Source organism: Litorilituus sediminis, assembly GCF_004295665.1.
Classification (GTDB): Bacteria; Pseudomonadota; Gammaproteobacteria; order Enterobacterales; family Alteromonadaceae; genus Colwellia; species Colwellia sediminis.
On sequence record NZ_CP034759.1, the window covers coordinates 1,664,344 to 1,684,475 of the forward strand.

General features: G+C 40.4%; 18 protein-coding genes. 4 read left to right on the forward strand and 14 right to left on the reverse strand.

Features of this window, described 5'->3' with window-relative positions; translation table 11 throughout:
* Position 1: 1 nt before the first annotated feature.
* Together lptG and lptF are read right to left on the reverse strand one after the other, a co-directional pair.
* On the reverse strand, positions 2-1,066 hold the full coding sequence (gene lptG / locus EMK97_RS07440; protein ID WP_130600854.1) for an LPS export ABC transporter permease LptG: 1,065 nt from the start codon (positions 1,064-1,066) through the stop codon (positions 2-4).
* On the reverse strand, positions 1,067-2,230 hold the full coding sequence (lptF, locus tag EMK97_RS07445; RefSeq protein WP_130600856.1) for an LPS export ABC transporter permease LptF: 1,164 nt from the start codon (positions 2,228-2,230) through the stop codon (positions 1,067-1,069). It abuts the gene before it with no gap.
* A 385-nt stretch (positions 2,231-2,615) separates the two neighbouring features.
* Between lptF and pepA the strand changes: the two genes are divergently transcribed.
* The 4 genes from pepA to EMK97_RS07465 all read left to right on the forward strand — a co-directional run bounded on the left by pepA (position 2,616) and on the right by EMK97_RS07465 (position 8,217).
* A complete protein-coding gene (gene pepA, locus EMK97_RS07450; protein WP_130600858.1) occupies positions 2,616-4,124 on the forward strand; it encodes a leucyl aminopeptidase in 1,509 nt (502 codons plus the stop codon).
* Positions 4,125-4,199: 75 nt separating this feature from the next.
* On the forward strand, positions 4,200-4,658 hold the full coding sequence (locus EMK97_RS07455) for a DNA polymerase III subunit chi (RefSeq protein ID WP_130600860.1): 459 nt from the start codon (positions 4,200-4,202) through the stop codon (positions 4,656-4,658).
* A 57-nt stretch (positions 4,659-4,715) separates the two neighbouring features.
* Positions 4,716-7,571, forward strand: a complete 2,856-nt coding sequence (locus EMK97_RS07460) for a valine--tRNA ligase (RefSeq protein WP_130600862.1) — start codon at positions 4,716-4,718, stop codon at positions 7,569-7,571.
* Positions 7,572-8,007: 436 nt separating this feature from the next.
* Positions 8,008-8,217, forward strand: a complete 210-nt coding sequence (locus EMK97_RS07465) for a cold-shock protein (protein ID WP_118958254.1) — start codon at positions 8,008-8,010, stop codon at positions 8,215-8,217.
* A gap of 97 nt (positions 8,218-8,314) precedes the next feature.
* Here the strand turns inward: EMK97_RS07465 and EMK97_RS07470 are convergent, their stop codons facing one another.
* From EMK97_RS07470 to EMK97_RS07525, 12 genes are all read right to left on the reverse strand, one after another.
* Positions 8,315-9,499 (reverse strand): hypothetical protein, encoded by a 1,185-nt coding sequence (locus EMK97_RS07470; RefSeq protein ID WP_246028905.1) that lies wholly within the window; start codon positions 9,497-9,499, stop codon positions 8,315-8,317.
* Positions 9,500-9,579: 80 nt separating this feature from the next.
* Complete coding sequence (locus EMK97_RS07475; RefSeq protein WP_130600864.1) at positions 9,580-10,104, reverse strand: DUF411 domain-containing protein; 525 nt, start codon at positions 10,102-10,104, stop codon at positions 9,580-9,582.
* Between the two features lie 438 nt (positions 10,105-10,542).
* Positions 10,543-11,652: a bifunctional 3,4-dihydroxy-2-butanone-4-phosphate synthase/GTP cyclohydrolase II gene (gene ribBA, locus EMK97_RS07480; RefSeq protein WP_130600866.1), complete on the reverse strand. Its 1,110-nt coding sequence runs from the start codon at positions 11,650-11,652 to the stop codon at positions 10,543-10,545.
* Between the two features lie 96 nt (positions 11,653-11,748).
* Positions 11,749-12,423, reverse strand: coding sequence for a riboflavin synthase (locus tag EMK97_RS07485; protein ID WP_130600868.1), 675 nt, complete (start codon positions 12,421-12,423; stop codon positions 11,749-11,751).
* Between the two features lies 1 nt (position 12,424).
* The gene (ribD, locus tag EMK97_RS07490; RefSeq protein WP_130604416.1) at positions 12,425-13,543 is read right to left on the reverse strand and encodes a bifunctional diaminohydroxyphosphoribosylaminopyrimidine deaminase/5-amino-6-(5-phosphoribosylamino)uracil reductase RibD; all 1,119 of its coding nucleotides are present in this window, start codon (positions 13,541-13,543) and stop codon (positions 12,425-12,427) included.
* A gap of 57 nt (positions 13,544-13,600) precedes the next feature.
* Positions 13,601-14,101, reverse strand: a complete 501-nt coding sequence (nrdR, locus tag EMK97_RS07495; RefSeq protein WP_130600870.1) for a transcriptional regulator NrdR — start codon at positions 14,099-14,101, stop codon at positions 13,601-13,603.
* Positions 14,102-14,195: 94 nt separating this feature from the next.
* The gene (locus EMK97_RS07500; RefSeq protein WP_130600872.1) at positions 14,196-15,299 is read right to left on the reverse strand and encodes an SMP-30/gluconolactonase/LRE family protein; all 1,104 of its coding nucleotides are present in this window, start codon (positions 15,297-15,299) and stop codon (positions 14,196-14,198) included.
* Between the two features lie 94 nt (positions 15,300-15,393).
* Entirely contained in the window at positions 15,394-16,650 is a 1,257-nt protein-coding gene (gene glyA / locus EMK97_RS07505) for a serine hydroxymethyltransferase (protein WP_130600874.1), read from the reverse strand.
* Between the two features lie 289 nt (positions 16,651-16,939).
* The gene (locus EMK97_RS07510) at positions 16,940-17,581 is read right to left on the reverse strand and encodes a hypothetical protein (protein ID WP_130600876.1); all 642 of its coding nucleotides are present in this window, start codon (positions 17,579-17,581) and stop codon (positions 16,940-16,942) included.
* The gene (locus tag EMK97_RS07515; RefSeq protein WP_130600878.1) at positions 17,578-18,174 is read right to left on the reverse strand and encodes an RNA polymerase sigma factor; all 597 of its coding nucleotides are present in this window, start codon (positions 18,172-18,174) and stop codon (positions 17,578-17,580) included. The genes EMK97_RS07510 and EMK97_RS07515 overlap by 4 nt, the downstream gene beginning before the upstream one ends.
* A 47-nt stretch (positions 18,175-18,221) precedes the next feature.
* A complete protein-coding gene (locus EMK97_RS07520; protein WP_130600880.1) occupies positions 18,222-19,385 on the reverse strand; it encodes an ABC transporter permease in 1,164 nt (387 codons plus the stop codon).
* Positions 19,385-20,131 (reverse strand): ABC transporter ATP-binding protein, encoded by a 747-nt coding sequence (locus EMK97_RS07525; RefSeq protein ID WP_130600882.1) that lies wholly within the window; start codon positions 20,129-20,131, stop codon positions 19,385-19,387. The genes EMK97_RS07520 and EMK97_RS07525 overlap by 1 nt, the downstream gene beginning before the upstream one ends.
* Between the last annotated feature and the right edge of the window lies 1 nt (position 20,132).

Consider the following 20,132-nt stretch of genomic DNA (forward strand, 5'->3'; position numbering starts at 1 on the left):
ACTAAGTCATTTTCTTTTGCATAAAGTACCAGGCAGTACTAACAAAAATAATACTGGGCAATATCGCCCCTAAAATCGGTGGTAGTTCGAACACTAAACTAATTGAGCCAAGTACTTCGTTGCAAATAAAGAATAGAATACCCGTGAAAACCCCCATCATAATGCGCGCGCCCATAGATACTGAGCGCAGCGGACCAAAGACAAAGGAAAGCGCAACCAATAACATAACCGCCACAGTTAATGGCTGCATTAATTTACGCCAAAAAGCTAATTGATATCGGCTTGGATCTTGTTGATTAGCTTCTAAATAATCTAAATAATCGACTAAGCCTCTAACAGATAAAGACTCAGGCGTTACCGTTACCACACCCAGTTTTTTCGGCGTTAATGAGGACTGCCAAAGCTGCTCAGAAGCTTTACGTGTTGTTATATTTTTTGCTGAAATTTGCGTATCAACAATGTCATGAAGTAACCATGCTCCACCTTGATATGTAGCACTTTGTGCCGATAACCAACTATCAAGTTTAAGCTGGTCATTAAAGCGATATATTTGTACCTTCTTTAATTCACCATCAAGCACTTCACCAATATTAACAAAATAGTCGCCGTCTTTAGCCCAAACGCCATTTTTGGCAGAGATAAGGCTTCCTCCAGAAATTGCTTGTGCGCGTATTTCACGTGCCTTAGCTTCGCCATTAGGCGCGGCCCATTCACCAACAGCCATGCTAACAAATATCAGTAAAATAGCGGTTTTCATAACCGATTTAATAATATCTAATCGAGATAAACCGGCTGCCTGCATAACCACAAGTTCACTATTACTAGCCAGCATACCTATACCTATTAAACCGCCTATCAGCGCCGACATAGGAAAAAACACTTCAACATCACGCGGTATGGCATAAAAAACATATAATGCCGCATGAGAGAGATCATAATTACCGCGGCCAACAGCACGCATTTGCTCAACAAATTTAATAATGCCACTGACACTAACAAACACAGCCAGCGTTAAAAATGTTGTCGAGGCGATAACTCGGCCAATATAAAAATCTAAAATACGCATTTAAGAGGCCTTACCTTGATTTGCATGTGCTTTATTTCGTCTTAATTTTGGCAGCTTAGCCTTGATCTTACGACCACTGGTGCGCTCTCGCATCAACAGGGTTACCCCCATAAACAAAGCGCTAATATGCACAGGCCACATACCAATATAACTAGGGATAGCTTGCTTCTCAACGCCGGAACGCATGGCCGTAAGCAGTAAAAAATAACCTAAAAATAACATTAAAGCGGGCAACATCTTGGCAAATTTACCTTGCCTTGGGTTTACCACACTCAGTGGTACGGCAATAAAAGTTAAAATAATGCAGGCAAGTGGAAAGGCAACACGCCATTGAATGGTGGCGCGATATTGGGCAAACAGCTCAGGCTCGACCTCTTCAAATAACTTACTGGTTGGCAGAGCTGATAATTTTCGATACTGATGTTCAACTGCTTGGTCTTTAATTTCGATATAGTACTTATCAAAGGCAACCGATTGAAATTCACCATTTTCAGCATCACTGTGATAACGAATCCCATCCCCTAACACTAATCGTTGTGAGCCTGACTCATCTTCGAATACTTGCCCATTGTGAGCATAAACAAGACTTGAGTTGATAATACTGTCACCAACGCTGTTTTCATCTGGCAACTGGGCAACAAACACCTTGTTAAAGCTATTATCTTTACGGCTTTTATCATGAATAAACACTACCGCATCTTTATTACCCGTTTGCTGAAAACGTCCGGCAACCAGCGCGCTTAAGCCAGAGTCAGCGGCGAGTTCTTCTTTGACTCGATATTGATATTCTGATGCCATGGGCGCTAAATACAAGGTGAATATGCCGGTAAAAATGGCGGTAATAAACGCCAGCACTAAAGTGACCCGCACCACATACCACTCACTGACACCACAGGCATGTAACACCGTCATTTCACTGTCGGCATAAATACGGCCATAGGCGAGCAAAACCCCTAAAAATAAACTCAAAGGTAACATCATGCCAGCAAGGTCTGGAACTTTAAGTGCGATAAAGGTCATCACCATTTGTCCTGGTATGCTACCTTCTGAAGCATCACCTAAAACACGAACAAATTTTTGGCTGATAAAGATAGTCATTAAGACAAAAAACACCGCGAGTTGTGTTTTGGCGACTTCTTTTAATAAATATCGAAAAATGATCACAAAAAGATCCCATAAAAACTTAGTTTTTTTCTGACATATAGGCAATTTTTAAGTAAACTTGCCGTTTTCATAAGTAAACTATATAGTCACCAACTAAGAACAATTGATAAATGCGGCTATAATTATAGCTCCGAGAGATATCGATTGGATAGTCAACAAAGCTATTTTTTACTTATTTTTAGTAAGAATCTAGTAAGTTAACGTAAATTAATTTGTAACGAATTAACTTTGTTGCGCAATATATATGCAGTTATAAGCGCAGATAAAATAATTTTTTACTGTTAAGTATCATAAGCGCAATTTCATCAGTTAACTAGTGATGAATAAAATTGCCGATTATTTTTCCAGTAAAACTAGACAAAATACAATGTAAAAAGGAAAGCCCATGGAGTTCAGTGTAAAAAGCGGTAGTCCCGAAAAACAACGCAGCGCTTGTATTGTCGTTGGCGTATTTGAACCTCGCCGTTTAAGCGGCACAGCTGAGCAATTAGATGAAATTAGTGAAGGTTATATCAGTAACCTATTACGCAAAGGCGACTTAGAAGGTAAGTCAGGCCAAATGCTTTTATTACACCACGTGCCTAATATTTTAAGTGAGCGCGTATTGTTAGTCGGTTGTGGTAAAGAGCGCGAATTAGATGAACGTCAATATCGTCAAATCATCAATAAAACCATTAATACCTTAAACGAAACAGGCTCTATGGAAGCGGTATGTTTCTTATCAGAGCTTCATGTTAAAGGCCGTGATACTTATTGGAAAGTTCGCCAAGCAGTTGAAGCTACACAAGATGGTTTATACAGCTTTGATAGCTTAAAAACCCGCAAGGCAGAGCCACGTCGCCCACTACGTAAAATTGTATTTAACGTACCAACGCGCCGTGAGTTACCTATTGGTGAGCGTGCAATCGCGCATGCCCTCGCTATTTCTGAAGGTATCAATACTTGTAAGAATGTTGCTAACATGCCGCCAAACATTTGTAACCCTGCTTACCTAGCAGAGCAAGCAAAGATCTTAGCTGATGATTACGACAAAGTAAGCACCACCATAGTAGGTGAAGCTGAAATGGAAGAATTAGGCATGGGTTCATACCTTGCCGTTGGTCGCGGCTCAGATAATGAATCAATCATGAGTATCATCAAATATGATGGTGCAGGTGATGATAGCAAGCCGCTAGTATTTGTTGGTAAAGGTTTAACCTTTGACAGTGGTGGTATTTCATTAAAGCCAGGCGCAGGCATGGATGAAATGAAGTACGACATGGGCGGTGCTGCTGGTGTACTTGGTGCTATGCACGCATTAGCTGAACTAGACCTACCTATCAATGTTATTGGTGTCTTGGCAGGTTGTGAAAATATGCCAAGTAGTCGTGCTTATCGTCCAGGTGATATTTTAACGACTATGTCAGGACAAACAGTTGAAGTATTAAATACCGATGCTGAAGGTCGTCTCGTTTTATGTGATGCCTTAACTTACGTAGAGCGTTTTGAGCCAGAAGCCGTCGTTGATGTAGCCACCTTAACAGGTGCTTGTGTTGTTGCTTTAGGCGCACATGCTTCAGGTTTGTTAAGTAACCATAACCCACTCGCGCACGAGCTATTAAATGCATCTGAGCAAAGTGGTGATAGAGCATGGCGCATGCCGTTATGGGAAGATTATCAAGAGCAGCTTGAAAGCCCATTTGCCGACTTTACCAACTTAGGTGGTAAAGAAGCAGGCACTATTACTGCAGCATGTTTCTTGTCGCGTTTTGCGAAAAAGTATCATTGGGCACACCTTGATATTGCTGGTACAGCATGGCGCAGTGGCGGTAAAACTAAAGGCGCAACTGGCCGTCCAGTAAGCATGCTAACGCAATTTATGTTAAATAAAAGCGGCGCAGAGCAAGGCGAATAAAAACTGATAAAAAATGCAGTGCGAGCAATATATAGCACTGCATTTTGCAGTTTATGACAAAACACGAGCAAATTTATGCAAACGCAAGTGATGTTTTATGTACTTCCTGAAAATAAAGCAGAAAGTACAGATACCAACATGAGCTCAGAGATACAGCAAGCCTGTATACAAGCAAGTTACTTTTATCGCCAAGGCCATAAAGTTTTTATCTTTTGTCAGGATAAAGACCATGCTGAAAATGTTGATGAAGTACTGTGGGCGTTTGATACTGACAGCTTTGTGCCCCATAACCTTGCAGGTGAAGGGCCAAAACAAGGCAGTCCTGTAGAAATAAGTTATCAAGCACCAACGTCAAGGCGCTCAGTATTGATAAACTTAAGCAAAGACATGCCTAATTTTGCCAATCGATTTAATTTTATTGTTGATTTTGTGCCAACTGACAGCACATTAAAGCAACAGGCAAGAGAAAGATTTAAAACCTGTCGCCAATGGGGTTTTCATGTAGAAAGCCAAGCGATAGTAGAAAACAGTTAACAGCCAATAGACTGCCTATTAACTGGTTAATAGTATAGATAATTACCGGACACTGAGATGGAAAAAACGTTTAACCCGACCGATATTGAACAATCACTTTACCAAAGCTGGGAAAGCCAAGGCTACTTTAGCCCGACAGGGCATGGCGATAGCTACAGCATTGCTATTCCACCACCTAATGTCACCGGTAGTTTGCATATGGGTCACGCTTTTCAGCAAACCATTATGGATACTTTAATCCGTTACCAACGTATGCAAGGTAAAAATACCTTATGGCAAACAGGTTGCGATCATGCCGGTATTGCTACACAAATGGTAGTAGAGCGTAAGATTGCTGCGGAAGAAGAGAAAACTCGTCACGATTACGGTCGTGAAGGTTTTATCGATAAAATCTGGGAGTGGAAAGAACAATCAGGCGGCACTATTGGCAAGCAAATGCGCCGCTTAGGTAACTCAATTGATTGGTCGCGCGAACGCTTCACTATGGATGACGGTATGTCTGAAGCGGTACAAGAAGTATTTGTGCGCTTATTTGAAGATGATTTGATTTATCGCGGTAAACGTTTAGTTAACTGGGATCCTAAATTCCACACCGCTATTTCAGACTTAGAAGTAGAAAACAAAGATAAAAAAGGCCACATGTGGCACCTACGCTACCCATTAGCGAATGGTGAAAAAACCGCAGAAGGTAAAGATTATTTAGTGGTTGCCACGACGCGCCCAGAAACTATGCTTGGTGATACGGGTGTTGCCGTTAACCCAGAAGATCCTCGTTATAAAGATTTAATTGGCAAGCAAGTATTATTACCGCTTGTTAATCGCTTAATTCCAATTGTCGGTGATGAACACGCTGATATGGAAAAAGGCACAGGCTGTGTAAAAATCACCCCAGCCCATGACTTTAACGATAATGAAGTAGGTAAACGTCACAACCTACCGTTAATTAATATCTTAGATAAAGATGCCGCCGTACTTGCAACAGCTGAGGTGTACAATAACAAAGGTGAGCCTTCAGATGATTACAGCACTGAGCTGCCAAGTGAGTTCGCTGGCCTTGATCGCTTTGTTGCCCGTAAAGCCATTGTTGCTAAATTTGAAGAGCTAGGCTTACTGGTTGAAGTAAAAGATCATGATTTAGTTGCGCCATACGGTGACCGCTCAGGCGTTATTATTGAGCCACTTTTAACTGACCAATGGTATGTACGTGTTGAGAAGTTAGCAAAACCTGCTATTGCCGCAGTTGAAGACGGTGATATTGAGTTTGTTCCTAAGCAATATGAAAACATGTACTTTGCTTGGATGCGTGATATTCAAGATTGGTGTATTTCACGTCAATTATGGTGGGGCCATAGAATTCCAGCTTGGTATGATGCCAGTGGTAAAGTATACGTTGGTCGCAGCGAAGCTGAAGTACGCGCAAACAATAACCTAGCGGATGATATAGCACTAACACAAGATGATGATGTACTAGATACTTGGTTCTCATCAGCGCTTTGGACCTTCTCGACCTTAGGCTGGCCAAAAGATACCGATGATTTAAAAACTTTCCACCCTACCGATGTATTAGTAACAGGTTTTGACATTATTTTCTTCTGGGTAGCTAGAATGATCATGATGACCTTGCACTTTAACAAAGATGAAAATGGCAAAGGACAAGTACCATTTAAGAAAGTGTACGTAACAGGTCTAATTCGCGATGAAAATGGCGATAAGATGAGTAAATCAAAAGGTAATGTTATTGATCCGCTCGATATGATTGATGGTATTTCTCTTGATGATTTACTAGAAAAACGTACGGGTAATATGATGCAGCCGCAGTTAGCGAAGAAGATTACTAAGCTAACTAAAAAAGAATTCCCTAATGGTATTGAGGCGCACGGTACTGATGCTTTACGTTTCACCTTAACCTCAGTAGCTACCACAGGCCGTGATATTAGCTGGGATATGAAACGTTTAGAAGGTTACCGTAACTTTACCAATAAACTATGGAATGCTAGCCGTTACGTTACCATGAACACAGAAGAGCATGATTGTGGCGCAAATGGCGGTGAAATGGAGTACTCGCTTGCCGATCGTTGGATTATAGGTCAGTTTGAGCAAACCGTGAAAACAGTACACGAAGCCTTTGATTCATACCGCTTTGACTTAGCATCACAAGCTTTATATGAGTTCACTTGGAACCAATTCTGTGACTGGTACCTAGAGCTTACTAAGCCAGTGTTATTTAAGGGGAATGAAGCACAACAACGTGCTACCCGTCATACTTTAGTAAATATCTTAGAAAGCTTATTGCGCTTAATGCACCCAATCATGCCATTTATTACGGAAACCATTTGGCAGAAAGTACAACCGTTAACGAGTTTTGCTAAAAATGGCGACTCTATTATGACGCAAGCTTTCCCTGAGTTTGATGCCAGCAAGTGTGATCAAAAAGCCATTGATGATTTAGAGTGGGTTAAGCAATTTATTATCGCTATTCGTAATATTCGTGGTGAAATGGACATAGCACCAAGCAAGCCTTTACCTGTGTTACTTAAGAATGTTTCTGAGGAAGATAAGCGCCGCTTAAGCGACAACGAACAGTTCCTAAGTGCCTTAGCGAAACTAGAAAGCATTGAAGTACTGGCAGATGACGACCAAGGCCCGGCATCAGCATCAGCGGTTATTGGCGAATTATCATTATTAATTCCTATGGCTGGTTTAATTGATAAAGAAGCTGAGCTTGCTCGCTTAGATAAAGCCATTGATAAATTAACTAAAGAAGCAGGTAAAGTACGTGGTAAATTAGGCAATGAAAACTTCGTTGGCAAAGCACCTGCTGCTGTTATTGAAAAGGAAAAAGCTAAGCTTTTAGAGGCAGAAACCGCACTTAGCAAGATGTTAGAGCAAAAAGAGCAAATAGCCGCACTTTAACAGCTCTGACCTCTACAACCATTAACCGTCAGAAAAATAATGACTTTTTCTGACGGTACTTTCTCTCAAGTAACTCATTTCAAAAAAATACAATTTACATCAAATAAATATTGAACTATTCCAATATTTTATAAAGCATATTAAAAATACTTGTGCTAGACTAGATTTTGCGTTGAGTTCTTGCGTTGCAGATGAAGGTTTAATACTAACTTTTGTTGTAGGTTTATCAGGTACTTCTGATGTACTTGAATATTCTTAACAGACGGATTTAGGCAATGCAGACTAAATTTGTGTGTGTCGAATATAGTTTGTTTCCTTCCTCTTCCTGTACTACTTATGGTAGAGGGCATTTACTCGGGTACAAGGATCACTAATTATCTATTGTTTTAATAGATGATGATCAAATTTTTAATTATGACTACGGGAAAATGTTGGTATGTCAGATACAGTTACTGGTAAAGTTAAATTTTTTAACGAAACTAAAGGTTTTGGTTTTATTGAGCAAGAAAATGGTCCTGACGTGTTTGTTCACTTCAGTGCTATCACAGGTGACGGTTTCCGCACCTTAGCTGACGGTCAATCAGTATCGTTCAGTGTAAAACAAGGTCAAAAAGGCCCTGAAGCAGAAAACGTAACTGCTTTATAATCTACTTACACTTTTAGTGTAAATAAAAAGCGAAGATGGTTTACCTCTTCGCTTTTTTGTTGTCTGCATTTTACCTATATTTTAAGCAAAGCCGACACTATAACGTCAGCACGGCTTGCTCTAGCATGGCTTGAATTTGCTTAATAATATCTTGATTGGTTTTATCATCAAACTCACTAATTCTCGGCGTATGTATATGACCTGTCGGGATATCAGAGCCAAGTTTATTGCCTAGTAATATACTGCGATAAGAAATCTCATTCGATAAGTAGCCACCACCGCCACCTTCTACGGCGGTATGACCTTGTAGCTCTTCTAGACTATTGGCTGAAAGAGTTTTGCTCAGCGAAGTCACTTCCCTATTATCATTTATCTGATAACGACCCGTGGCTTTTTGCATAGCCTGATAAGGTAAGCTAAATTCGACAAACTCCTGCTCTGATAATGGCGCACCACTAAGTTTAGGTACTATAGGGTTTGTTTTGCTAGCGCCCGTGTAAACATTAAGATTATCGGGTGCTTTAGCACTGCGCCTTAAACCGGGGAAGTGCTCAAGATCAAAGTCACTTCGACCCATAGAAATCGTGGCAATTAAATCCACCCCTTCAGTTGCGTAAAAGGGTGCAAGTAATGATTCGACTTCTCCATCTTCAAAATCTTGATAACGTACTGGGATCATAGCGGTATTTATCTCAGCGGTAATCGGGCCATTTTTACCTTGAACTTCAATAACCACACCATCTAACTGCAAAGCGGCCAAACCTGATGGGTTGCTTTGGCTTATATTACGATCAAGCAAAAACGGATCAAAACCAGTGAGCAAAATTTGCTTATCGGCTGCTTTGGCATAAACTAACTCAGTTCTGCCGCGTGAAGTTTCTTCTAACACTTCAATAAGTGCATTACGCTCACTAGTTGATAATTGATTCGCATGTTCTTTCATAAAAGCGCTAATTGCCAAGCGAGTCCAGTATAGCGGTCTATCATCAACAAGTTGCCCTGATTGCACTTGCTGTTTATTAAACTGCCAAAGACGCTCACCTAACTGACTAACCAGACGTTTTGCTAAATAAAAGTCAGTTTGTTTAGGCCAGCTTTGCTTAAAAGCACGCCATGAAAAACCATCGATTACTTTGGGCATTGCTTGCTCTGCTTTGGCAATTCTTAACTCTTCAACCGTTAATGGGCTTGTAGCTGATTTTTCTACTGAATCTGGTGAATTGGCACAGCCAGAAAGTGTAATAGCTAAAGCGATAGATAGGGATGTAAGAGCAAACTTCATTGTAGCAACCTAAAACAGATGTATTATTATTTGAGTTATCAAGCCTACCTTATTGTCGCGAAAAAAACATCTCAGCCGAACTAAAATTGCGCCTGATAATTATCAATTTTAGCGTAGATTTCGTTACTACCATCAGCTTTTAACAACAAGACATGATAAGGCATAAATTTATCGCCCATTTCCATACCTGGCGTACCAATTGGCATAGCAGGTACGGAAAGACCAATAGCATCTTGAGGTTTTTCTTCAAGGAATTTCAGAATAAACTTAGCCGGTACGTGACCTTCAAAGACATAACCTTCATTTGATACGCCGGTATGACAAGAGCGGTATTGTGGCGCAATGCCCTTGTCTTGCTTAAACTGCCCCATGCTTTGGCTGTCATACACCTTAGATTGTAAGCCTTGCTCATTTATGTGCTTTATCCACTTCTGACAACAACCACAATTAGGATCTTTATAAACAGCAAGCACAGGCGATTCGCTTTGCTCTACCGGCTGCTGAGTAGCCTTAGTATCTAATTCTGGCTCTGAGCAAGCGACCAGTAGTAAGGTAGACACCAATATAAGCAAGGTCTTGGGAAAAAGGCGAGGTAAAGAAAACATGGTAACTCCATAAAAATTGTGAGTAATAGGGCGTATTGACCTTTGTTGATATTTTCAGCAATGAGCAATTTTTATCAATAGCAAAGCAGTATGAGCGTAGTTTGGTTGTTCCAAATAAACGAGTACTAATGCCGCTAGTGTTAAAAATAGCCATTGCCCTTTGGGCTGAGGCTAAAATCCCTTTACTCTGCGTTAAAAGCAGCTGATTTAGCCAGCTAAACTACGCAACTTTTGCCTTGATTAAAGGGATTTTATCTCTCAGCTGAATTATTAAACAAAAGTCAACACACCCTAGTATTGTCTGACAAGCAAATAAACGTGTTGTTGCGTTAGTCGATATTTTGGCAACTTAAAATAAGAAAAATGCGCTAACAGCGCATTTTAAGGAAGTTAAATATTCGCGAAGCTGGCAAGGAATGTAAGCTTCACTTAGCTGCATTAATCAGCAATATACTCAACCACTTCTAAACCAAAACCAGATAATGAGTGATACTTAGTTTGCGAGCTTAATAAGCGCATTTTACTAACACCTAAATTAGCCAGAATTTGTGAGCCAACGCCAACATTGCGTGAGCCAATATGACGTTTAATCTCTTTCACTGTTTCACCGGCATCAATTTTTGCGTATTTCTCAACCAAGTTAATCAGTTCATTCGGCGATTCATGTTTACCAAGAAGTACCAGTACACCACCCTCTTGACCGATTTTCTCTAAAGCATCAGCAATTGGCCATGTCGCCACGCTTTCACGTTGGCTAAACAATAAATCTCTAAAGGTATTTTCTAAATGAACACGTACTAAGGTCGGCTCGTCTGCCTTAATCTCGCCTTTTGATAAAGCAAAATGCGCTTGACCGTCGATAGTATCTTTAAAAACAGTTAATTCAAAATCACCGAATGCTGTTGGCAACTTACACTGAGAAATTCGCTCAATTGTGGTTTCATTGGCATTACGATATTCAATTAAATCAGCAATGGTACCCATTTTAATATCATGCTTTTGCGCAATTAATTCTAAATCAGGGCGACGCGCCATAGTGCCATCTTCATTAAGAATTTCAACGATAACGGCTGCTGGCTCTAAGCCTGCCATACGGGCAATATCAACACCTGCTTCAGTATGACCCGCGCGGTTTAGTACGCCGCCATCTTTAGCAATCAAAGGGAAAATATGACCCGGCTGTACAATATCTAAATGGCTAGCATCTTTTGCCGCTGCAGCAAGCACAGTAGTAGCACGATCAGCAGCAGAAATACCGGTAGTAACACCGCTAGCAGCTTCAATTGACACGGTAAAGTTAGTGCTAAACTGGGCATCGTTTTTATCTACCATTAGAGGTAATTTTAACGTTTCACACTTTTCGCGGCTCATTGGCATACAAATTAAGCCACGACCATGGGTTGCCATAAAGTTTATCGCTTCTGGGGTAACTTTTTCAGCAGCCATAATGAAGTCACCTTCATTTTCTCTGTCTTCATCATCCATTAAAATAACCATTTTACCTAATGCGATATCGTCGATTATTTCTTGTGGGGTATTTAAATTCATTTGAGCCTCTTAACCTTAGCTGCTGCTGTTAATTTAATTGAATACGACTGCTATCAACGAGCAATCAATAGTTATTATTGCTGGCTTAACGCCAAATTATCGTTTAATAAAACCTGCTTGCTGTAGTAAGGCTTCATCAACACCTGATTTACTCTGCGCTTGCTCATTCTCGTTATGAGAATTACCTTGCAATAATCTCTCAAGGTAGCGAGCAATCAGATCAACCTCTAAGTTAACCTTAGTACCTACTTGGTATTGCGCAAAAATAGTTTCTTTCACCGTATGTGGCACTATGGTCAAGCGGAAACTATCATCTCGCAAGGCGTTTACAGTCAGACTAGTACCGTCTATGGTGACAGAGCCTTTTTCAGCAATGTAATGTGCTAATTCTTTTGGCATAGAGAGCCAGTATTCGATACTGTTGCCATTGTTTTGAATAGATAACACTTGTGAAATACCGTCAACATGCCCTGAGACCATGTGGCCGCCAAAACGCGTGCTCGCCAACATGGCTTTTTCAAGATTAACCTTGCTACCTACCTGATAATTAGCAAAACCTGTTCTTTTTAATGTTTCATTGGAAACATCAGCGCTAAAGCTTGCTGAATCATACTCTACAACGGTCAAACAAATACCATTGGTAGCAATAGAGTCACCTAAGTTAACATCGCTCATATCTAAGCTATCTGTCGCGATAACTATGCGTGCGCCTTGACTATTGATATTTATCGCTTTAATTTTACCAACAGCTTCAATAATTCCAGTAAACATATTATTCTCTTTCAAATTTTGCGGTAATTTTAATATCACGTCCTAGCATGCGAACATCATTGATTTTTAATTGCTTTGCTTGCGAAAGTGATTGAATGCTCGGCATTTCTACTAGGTTTTTGCCATCACCACCAATGAGTTTACCTGCTTGATACAGTATTAGCTCATCCACTAAATCTTGCTCAATAAAAGCGCCGGCTAATTTTGCACCTGACTCAATGAGTACTTCATTAATTTCACGCTTGGCAAGCACAGCAAGCAATTCACGTAAACATACCTTGTTGTCGTATGTTGCTTTTACCTGAATATGCTCAACAAAATGAGGCCATTGCTGTTGGTTTTCAAGGTGCGTTTCAGCAAAAGTTTGTACGATTAATATAGGTGACTCTTGCTTAAATAACTCAAGCGATGGAGTTAGTCGGTGCTGGCTATCAATGATTACCCTAAGTGGCTGTCTTAATTTATTTTCAGGATAGGTTTTTGCTAAATAACCTAATTGCGACCAACGAAGGTTCATTTTGGCATTATCAAATAATACAGAATCAGCACCGGCTATAACAGCGCAGCTCTGCGCTCTTAACCTTTGTACATCTTCTCTGGCTTCATTTGCAGTTATCCACTTACTTTCACCACTTTGCATTGCCGTTTTACCATCTAAACTGGCGGCAAGCTTACAACGAACGTAAGGCACTTTTACTGTCATGCGTTTAATAAAACCGACATTTAACAAACTAGCCTCTGCTGCTAACAGACCAGATTGCGCAACTATGCCTTGATCCGATAACATTTTTAAGCCTCGACCAGACACCTTAGGGTTTGGGTCAACCATAGCAGAAACGACACGAGCAACCTTAGCATCAATAAGTTTTTGGGCACAGGGTGGTGTTCGCCCGGTATGGCTGCATGGCTCTAAGGTAACATAAGCTGTAGCACCTTGAATAAGCTCAGGATAATGCTTTTTAGCTTCAGCTAAGGCATTGACTTCGGCATGAGCTAAGCCCGCTTTAGCATGAAAACCTTGGCCAATAATTTGATTATTGTTAACTAAAACACAACCGACTCTAGGGTTGGGTGACGTGGTGTAATGACCTTTTTTGGCAAGCTCAATAGCCAAGGCCATATATTTATGATCATCGAGTGTAAACTGACTACTTGCTTGCTTTACTGTTGGCACGCGCTAATTACCTTGAGCAAGCTTTTTACTAATCTTTTTATCTTTACCATTTTTTTCACTGCCCAAACGAGCAATCTCATCAGCAAATTCACTGATATCTTCAAAAGATAAATAAACTGAAGCGAAGCGCAAGTAAGCCACCTTATCTAGCTCTTTAAGTTGCGCCATAATCAAATTACCTAGCATTTCGCTGGTCAGTTCACGTTCGCCAGTGGCACGCATTTGTGACTTTAGCTTATTAATCGCTAACTCTACCTGTTCGGTACTGACAGGGCGTTTTTCTAAAGCGCGAGTTAAACCGCTGGCCATTTTTTCTTCATTAAATGGCTCGCGCGTACCATCGCGTTTAATAATGCGCGGCATAACAAGCTCTGCACTTTCAAAGGTTGTGTAACGCTCATGGCATGCCAAGCATTCACGGCGACGTCTTACTTGATGTCCATCAGACACTAAACGTGAATCAATTACTTTTGTTTCCAGTGCTGAGCAAAAAGGACAATACATACCTTACCTCTGATTTAAAATTAAGATAATTTTCAGCCAAGCATTTTAATCGAAAATGCAGCATTAAGCTAAAGTTCTTAACTAGATAGCTTAATTATTTTTGCTGACGGGGGATTTTGCTAAAGTTAGCCAGCTTCCCAAGTGTTTTTTCATGTAAGCTACTAACATAAAGGGTATCACCTTTAATCAAGGCGCCGGTATTGTAGCCGTACTTTTTACTTGGATCTTGTAAGTTGTAGATAACTTCCCCGTGATCATTTATCGCAATCACATGACCATAAGGTTTTGCTTTCGGTCTAATGGCTAAAGGTAAACGTTGAATCACTTTACGTAAAAACGGCGAGTTGGAAACTTTATCTAAAATGGCACTTCTTGGGCTTACTAAACCTAACCAATAGAGTGAGTTATCTATATCACTGATACCACGACTTAGGTTATCAGGAAAAGAGGGTAAGTTATCAATCAAGACACTTTGCTGTTGATAATTATCTGCTGTAATACCAATTCTTAATAGCCGATAACTACCTGTTTCATTTAATAGCAGCCAATTTTGATCATGGCTTAAAGCAACACCATTAGCAAAGTTAAACCCTTTAGCTAGCGTTTTTGCCTTCCCTGTAACAGGATCAAACACTAGCAACCTACCGTTGCCAGCATGCTCATTAATATCCAGTAAGCTTGCTTGATAGGTGCCGTATTTTTTTGCATGAAATTTAGTACTGGCATCAGAAAAGTAAATTTTACCATCATCGGCTATATCTAAATCATTGGCATAATTAACCGCGATACCATCAACCCTTGTCACGAGCTCTGTTACTTCGCCCGCTTGATTAACCTTAAGTAAGCCGCGAAAAGCATCTGCAACAATAAGCTCTCCTTGTTGATTAAAGGCGATACCTAATGGGCGACCCGCTGTGTTGGCAAAATGCTGTACTTTTCCTTGTGCATCTAAAAACTTAATATCGCCATTAAGTAAGGAAAAATACACTAAACCATTTGCCGACAAAGCGATGGCCTCTGGCCCTTCACTGCCTGCCAAATCAATGGTTTCAATTGCACTTAAATATTCGTTCTGTGCAAAGCTTCCTTGATAGCCTTTGTTGATTGGTGCTTGCCAAGCAACAGGCGAGATTTCTACCGGCCAAAACAGTAAGTAGGCGATAAGGGAAAGTATACTAAAGGTCATTATTTTTTTCATAAGCTGTACCAGGTCTTAAAGTGTCATTAACAAAAAAGGCCGCTAAATAGCGACCTTTTAACCATTAACTTAACAAGTTAACTGTGCATTACTGTTATTTATAAACAGGGAAGCGAGCACAAAGCTCTTTAACTTGACCTTGAACACGAGCATTTACTTCTTCGTTATCTAAGTCATCTAAGATGTCACAAATCCAGCCAGTTAACGCTTGAGTTTCTTCAACACCAAAACCACGACGAGTGATTGCTGGCGTACCTAAACGTAAACCTGAAGTAACGAATGGTGAACGTGGATCATTTGGTACTGAGTTTTTGTTCACAGTAATGTGCGCGCGACCAAGTGCAGCATCAGCATCTTTACCTGTGATATCTTTATCGATTAAATCAAGAAGTAATAAGTGGTTCTCTGTACCGTTTGATACAACTTTATAACCACGCTCTTGAAGTACCGCTACCATAGCTTTAGCATTTTCTAATACTTTTTCTTGGTAAACCTTAAACTCTGGTGCTAACGCTTCTTTAAATGCAACCGCTTTAGCAGCGATAATGTGCATTAAAGGACCACCTTGACCACCTGGGAATACTGCCGAGTTTAACTTCTTGTAAATCTCTTCATCATCACAGCCAGAAACAATTAAACCACCACGTGGGCCAGCTAATGTTTTATGCGTCGTTGTGGTAACCACGTGCGCATGTGGTACAGGGTTAGGGTAAAGACCCGCAGCAATTAAACCGGCAACGTGAGCCATATCAACCATAAAGTAAGCGCCAACTTTATCAGCAATCTTACGCATACGAGCCCAATCAACAATACCAGAGAATGCTGAGAAACCACCAATGATCATTTCAGGCTTATGCTCTTCTGCTAAACGCTCTAACTCTTCATAGTCAATGTCACCTGTTTCAGGGTGTAAACCGTATTGAATTGCTTCGTATGACTTACCAGAAAAGTTAACATGTGAACCATGAGTTAAGTGACCACCATGAGCTAAGCTCATACCTAATACTTTACCGCCTGGCGTAACTAGTGCTTGGAAAACAGCAGCATTTGCTTGAGAACCAGCATGAGGCTGAACATTGGCATAGGTTGCGCCAAATAATTCTTTTGCACGATCAATGGCTAATTGCTCAGCTACATCTACGTACTCACAACCACCATAGTAACGCTTACCAGGGTAACCTTCAGCGTATTTGTTAGTTAATTGCGATCCTTGTGCTTCAAGTACACGCGGGCTACAGTAGTTTTCTGAAGCAATTAATTCAATATGCTCTTCTTGACGCTCAACTTCATTTGTCATTGCTTGATATAACTCAGCATCAAAGTCAGCAATATTCATATCACGAGTAAACATGTTTTTTCCTCAAGTAGTCTGCCATTGGCAAGAACGGTTAAGAGATTATCCCAAAAATTAATGCGGCGTATTTTGCCTGAAAGCAGCCGTTTTGTACATGATAAAAACAGGCTACTTTAGCTCATTTAGCAATGATTTATGCCAAATTTTTGGTGTTTTATTCGGTGGAAATTTTCACATACCAGATCAAATTTCGCTTTGAATCAATATACCGAAGAAAAAACAGAAAGACAACAAGTAAAAAACAAAGAAAAAGCTTAAAGCCGAAATTTAATTCGACAACAATGAGTTAACCTGACTTTAATTCTGAAATAGAATCGACAAGTTGTTTATACTGCTTCTTACGTTTTCTGTGCAGGTAATCAACAAACACGTACATAAGCAACATAAAGCCATTCACATAAATAAAACCAGTTAGCATATCTTTATTTTCTACCTTGCTAACGGTATAAACAAACCAGTTTACTAAGGCTAAAAAGGGAATAAATGACAGTTTCGTTATCACCATATACTTAATAGACGACTGACAGGATAAAATCGCATTGTCTATCGCTTTTTCAGGGCTATCGCACAACTGTCGCCACGTAGCTAAACGGACTTTAGTTTCTAAATAGACAAAAATGATCGACAAAAATGCGCCACCACCCACATAGGTATTTACGGGTTCGCCTAGCTTGCCTTGCCATACACCAAATAAGAAAAAGATTAATAAGCCTAGCGTGACAATAATATTAAGAGCAAAACACAATTTCGCCCCTTGAGTACGACGCTTAGTCTGCTTAACCAGTGCGGCAATATCAGTTTTAGGCACAGCTTGACTTTGCCAATCTTGGCTTAGCTCTGCCCAAGTATCATCTAATGGACTCAATTCTTCTTGCTCCGCTGAAAGTGCTTTTTTATCATTTTGTTCAGGTTGCTGTTCTTGGCTCATATCGCCTCCAAACGTTGCATTAATGCTGTCTTAGCTCGCTTTAAGCGAACACCAACTAAGTTCGTTGTAATATCAAGTACTTGGGCAATTTCCTGATAACTCATGCCTTCTAGCGCAAGTGTTATCACTTGCTGTTGCTCTAAGCTTAGTTGGCGAATACAGGCAGCAAGGCGTTGTTGTCGCTGAACTTTATTCAGTTGCTGGTAGGGTGTCGAAAGCGGGCAGTCTTGCTCTGCATCTTGGTTCAATTGTGATAAATCTTGAGTGACCTTAATTGACTTCACTGATTTCGCCACATGAGTGGCTAATACATTATGAGCTATACGAGCAACAAAGGTTTTTACGCTGGCATCTTGGCGAAACTTAGGTAGCGCCCGCCAAATGTTCAGGGCAATTTCTTGAAAAAGTTCATCCTGTATAGCCGGCTTTGCTTCAAAGCCGGTAATGATATGACGAAGCAAGTTTTCATGCTCCGTCATCCACTGGGTAAATACGATTTGATGATCCAAACCACTATCCTTGCTTTCAACTTTACTTGCACCAACACCAGTGGCACAAAATGCTGATATTCTTGTTTGCTGAGAATTTAACATAATAGTACTTGGCAATTCATATTTATTTTTCAGGCGTATAAACACGCCTAGCTTAGCGCCATAACCACTTTCTCAGATTTCAACTTGTTAGCAACCGCCAGCACTAAAGCAACGGTAACCGCAATGGTGACACCGCTTGTTGCTAACATAGCTAACCAATTGACCTCAACACCTTTAAAAATATCTTCAATGATTAAAGATTGCCCGGCTATTGGGGTCCAATCTAGCCATTGTGGTCTGTCATCCATCATCATCAGTGCAAATGGCACAAAGGCTGGAATGGCAATAATCATATTGACGGTCGATTGTGCTTCTTTAAAACTCTTGGTTTGAAAAGCTAAAAACAACTGACAAGCCGAAGCAAAGAAACAAATTGGCAATAACAACATCAATAAAGTTGATGCTTTAACAATATCTAAACTAAAGGTGGCGCCAACTTTGGTTAAATCAACAAAGCCAACGGAAATAGTGGTTAACACGATAACCAAAAGAACACCGATAAAGGATATTGTTGAGGCACTACATAGCTTAGCTAGTACAATTTTCAAAGTGCTTACTGGCTGACACAGTAGCATTTCCAGTACATTACGCTCTCGCTCACCCGCACTTGAATCGATTGCTACCGATAAACCCGACATAAAGGCCGCCATCATCATATAAACGCCCATTAGCATGGAAATAAGTATGAATGTAGCGTCAGGTTTAGCGGTATCTTGCTCTACCAATTTAACAGGGTTTAATAAACGCACATCAACACCGCGCAGTAATAAACGCTTGTAACCTATGGATAAAGAGAAGTCGCGAACCGCCCCATTAATGCGTCTTACCGGTGGCCCTACCGCCTTATCGTTAAAGTCAGCCTGAAGGAAAACTTTAATTGGTTTGCCATCAGCCATGTCTTTGGCATAACTATCTGGGATATTAATAACAATGTTACGCTCATCCCATATTGCTTTATCTTTTTCAGGCACATCAGCAAAACTAAGTAAGTTTTCTTTTTTAAAGTGCTCAATTAACTTAGGCGCATATTCACTGCCAGTAAACTTAATATACACGGGTGGTTGGTCAACCGCCTTTTCTATGATTATTTTTGACATAACCACTATCATTATTGGCGCCATAAACGCCATCATTAAGGCCACCATTAAAGCGCGTTTATCACGAAAGGCTTCTTTGTATTCCTTTAACAGTAATGCTTTAAACTGATTCATTACGCTGCTACTCCTTCGTCTGAGCCAATTAATTTGACAAATGCTTCTTCTAGGTGAGTTTCGCCTGCTAATTCACACAGCTCTGCTGGTGTGCCTTGTGCTGCAAGCTTGCCATTAGCAACAATAATCACGCGATCACACAAGGCGGCAACTTCCTGCATTACATGCGACGAAAATAAAATACAGTGACCTTTGGCTTTGAATTTTGCCAAGTGATTTCGAAGTATGCGGGTGCTCATAACATCTAAACCGCGAGTTGGCTCGTCAAGCACAAAGTTCTGTGGTTGATGCACTAAAGATTGCGCTAAAGTCACCTTCATACGTTGACCTTGAGAAAAACCAACGGTTTTACGGTGCGCTAAATCTTCTAAGTCTAAATCTTTGATCACCTGCTCAATTGCCGCCTTCTTACTCGCGCCTGTCATACCATGTATACTGGCAAAATAATCTATTTGTTCATAAGCAGTTAATCTTTCATATAAACCAAACTTATCAGGAAAAATGCCTAAGTTTGCTCGTGCTGCCAATGGGTTTTCAGTCACTTTAATACCATCAATAGTCGCATAGCCTTCATCAGCAGAAAGTAAGCCGTAAAGCGTACGTAAACAGGTAGTTTTACCAGCGCCATTTGGCCCTAAAATCCCGGTAATTTCGCCATCTTTGGCGGTAAAAGATAAACCATCAAGTGCTTTAACTGTGTTCTTTTTATCAACAAAGCTTTTATGTAAATTATTTACTTCTATCATT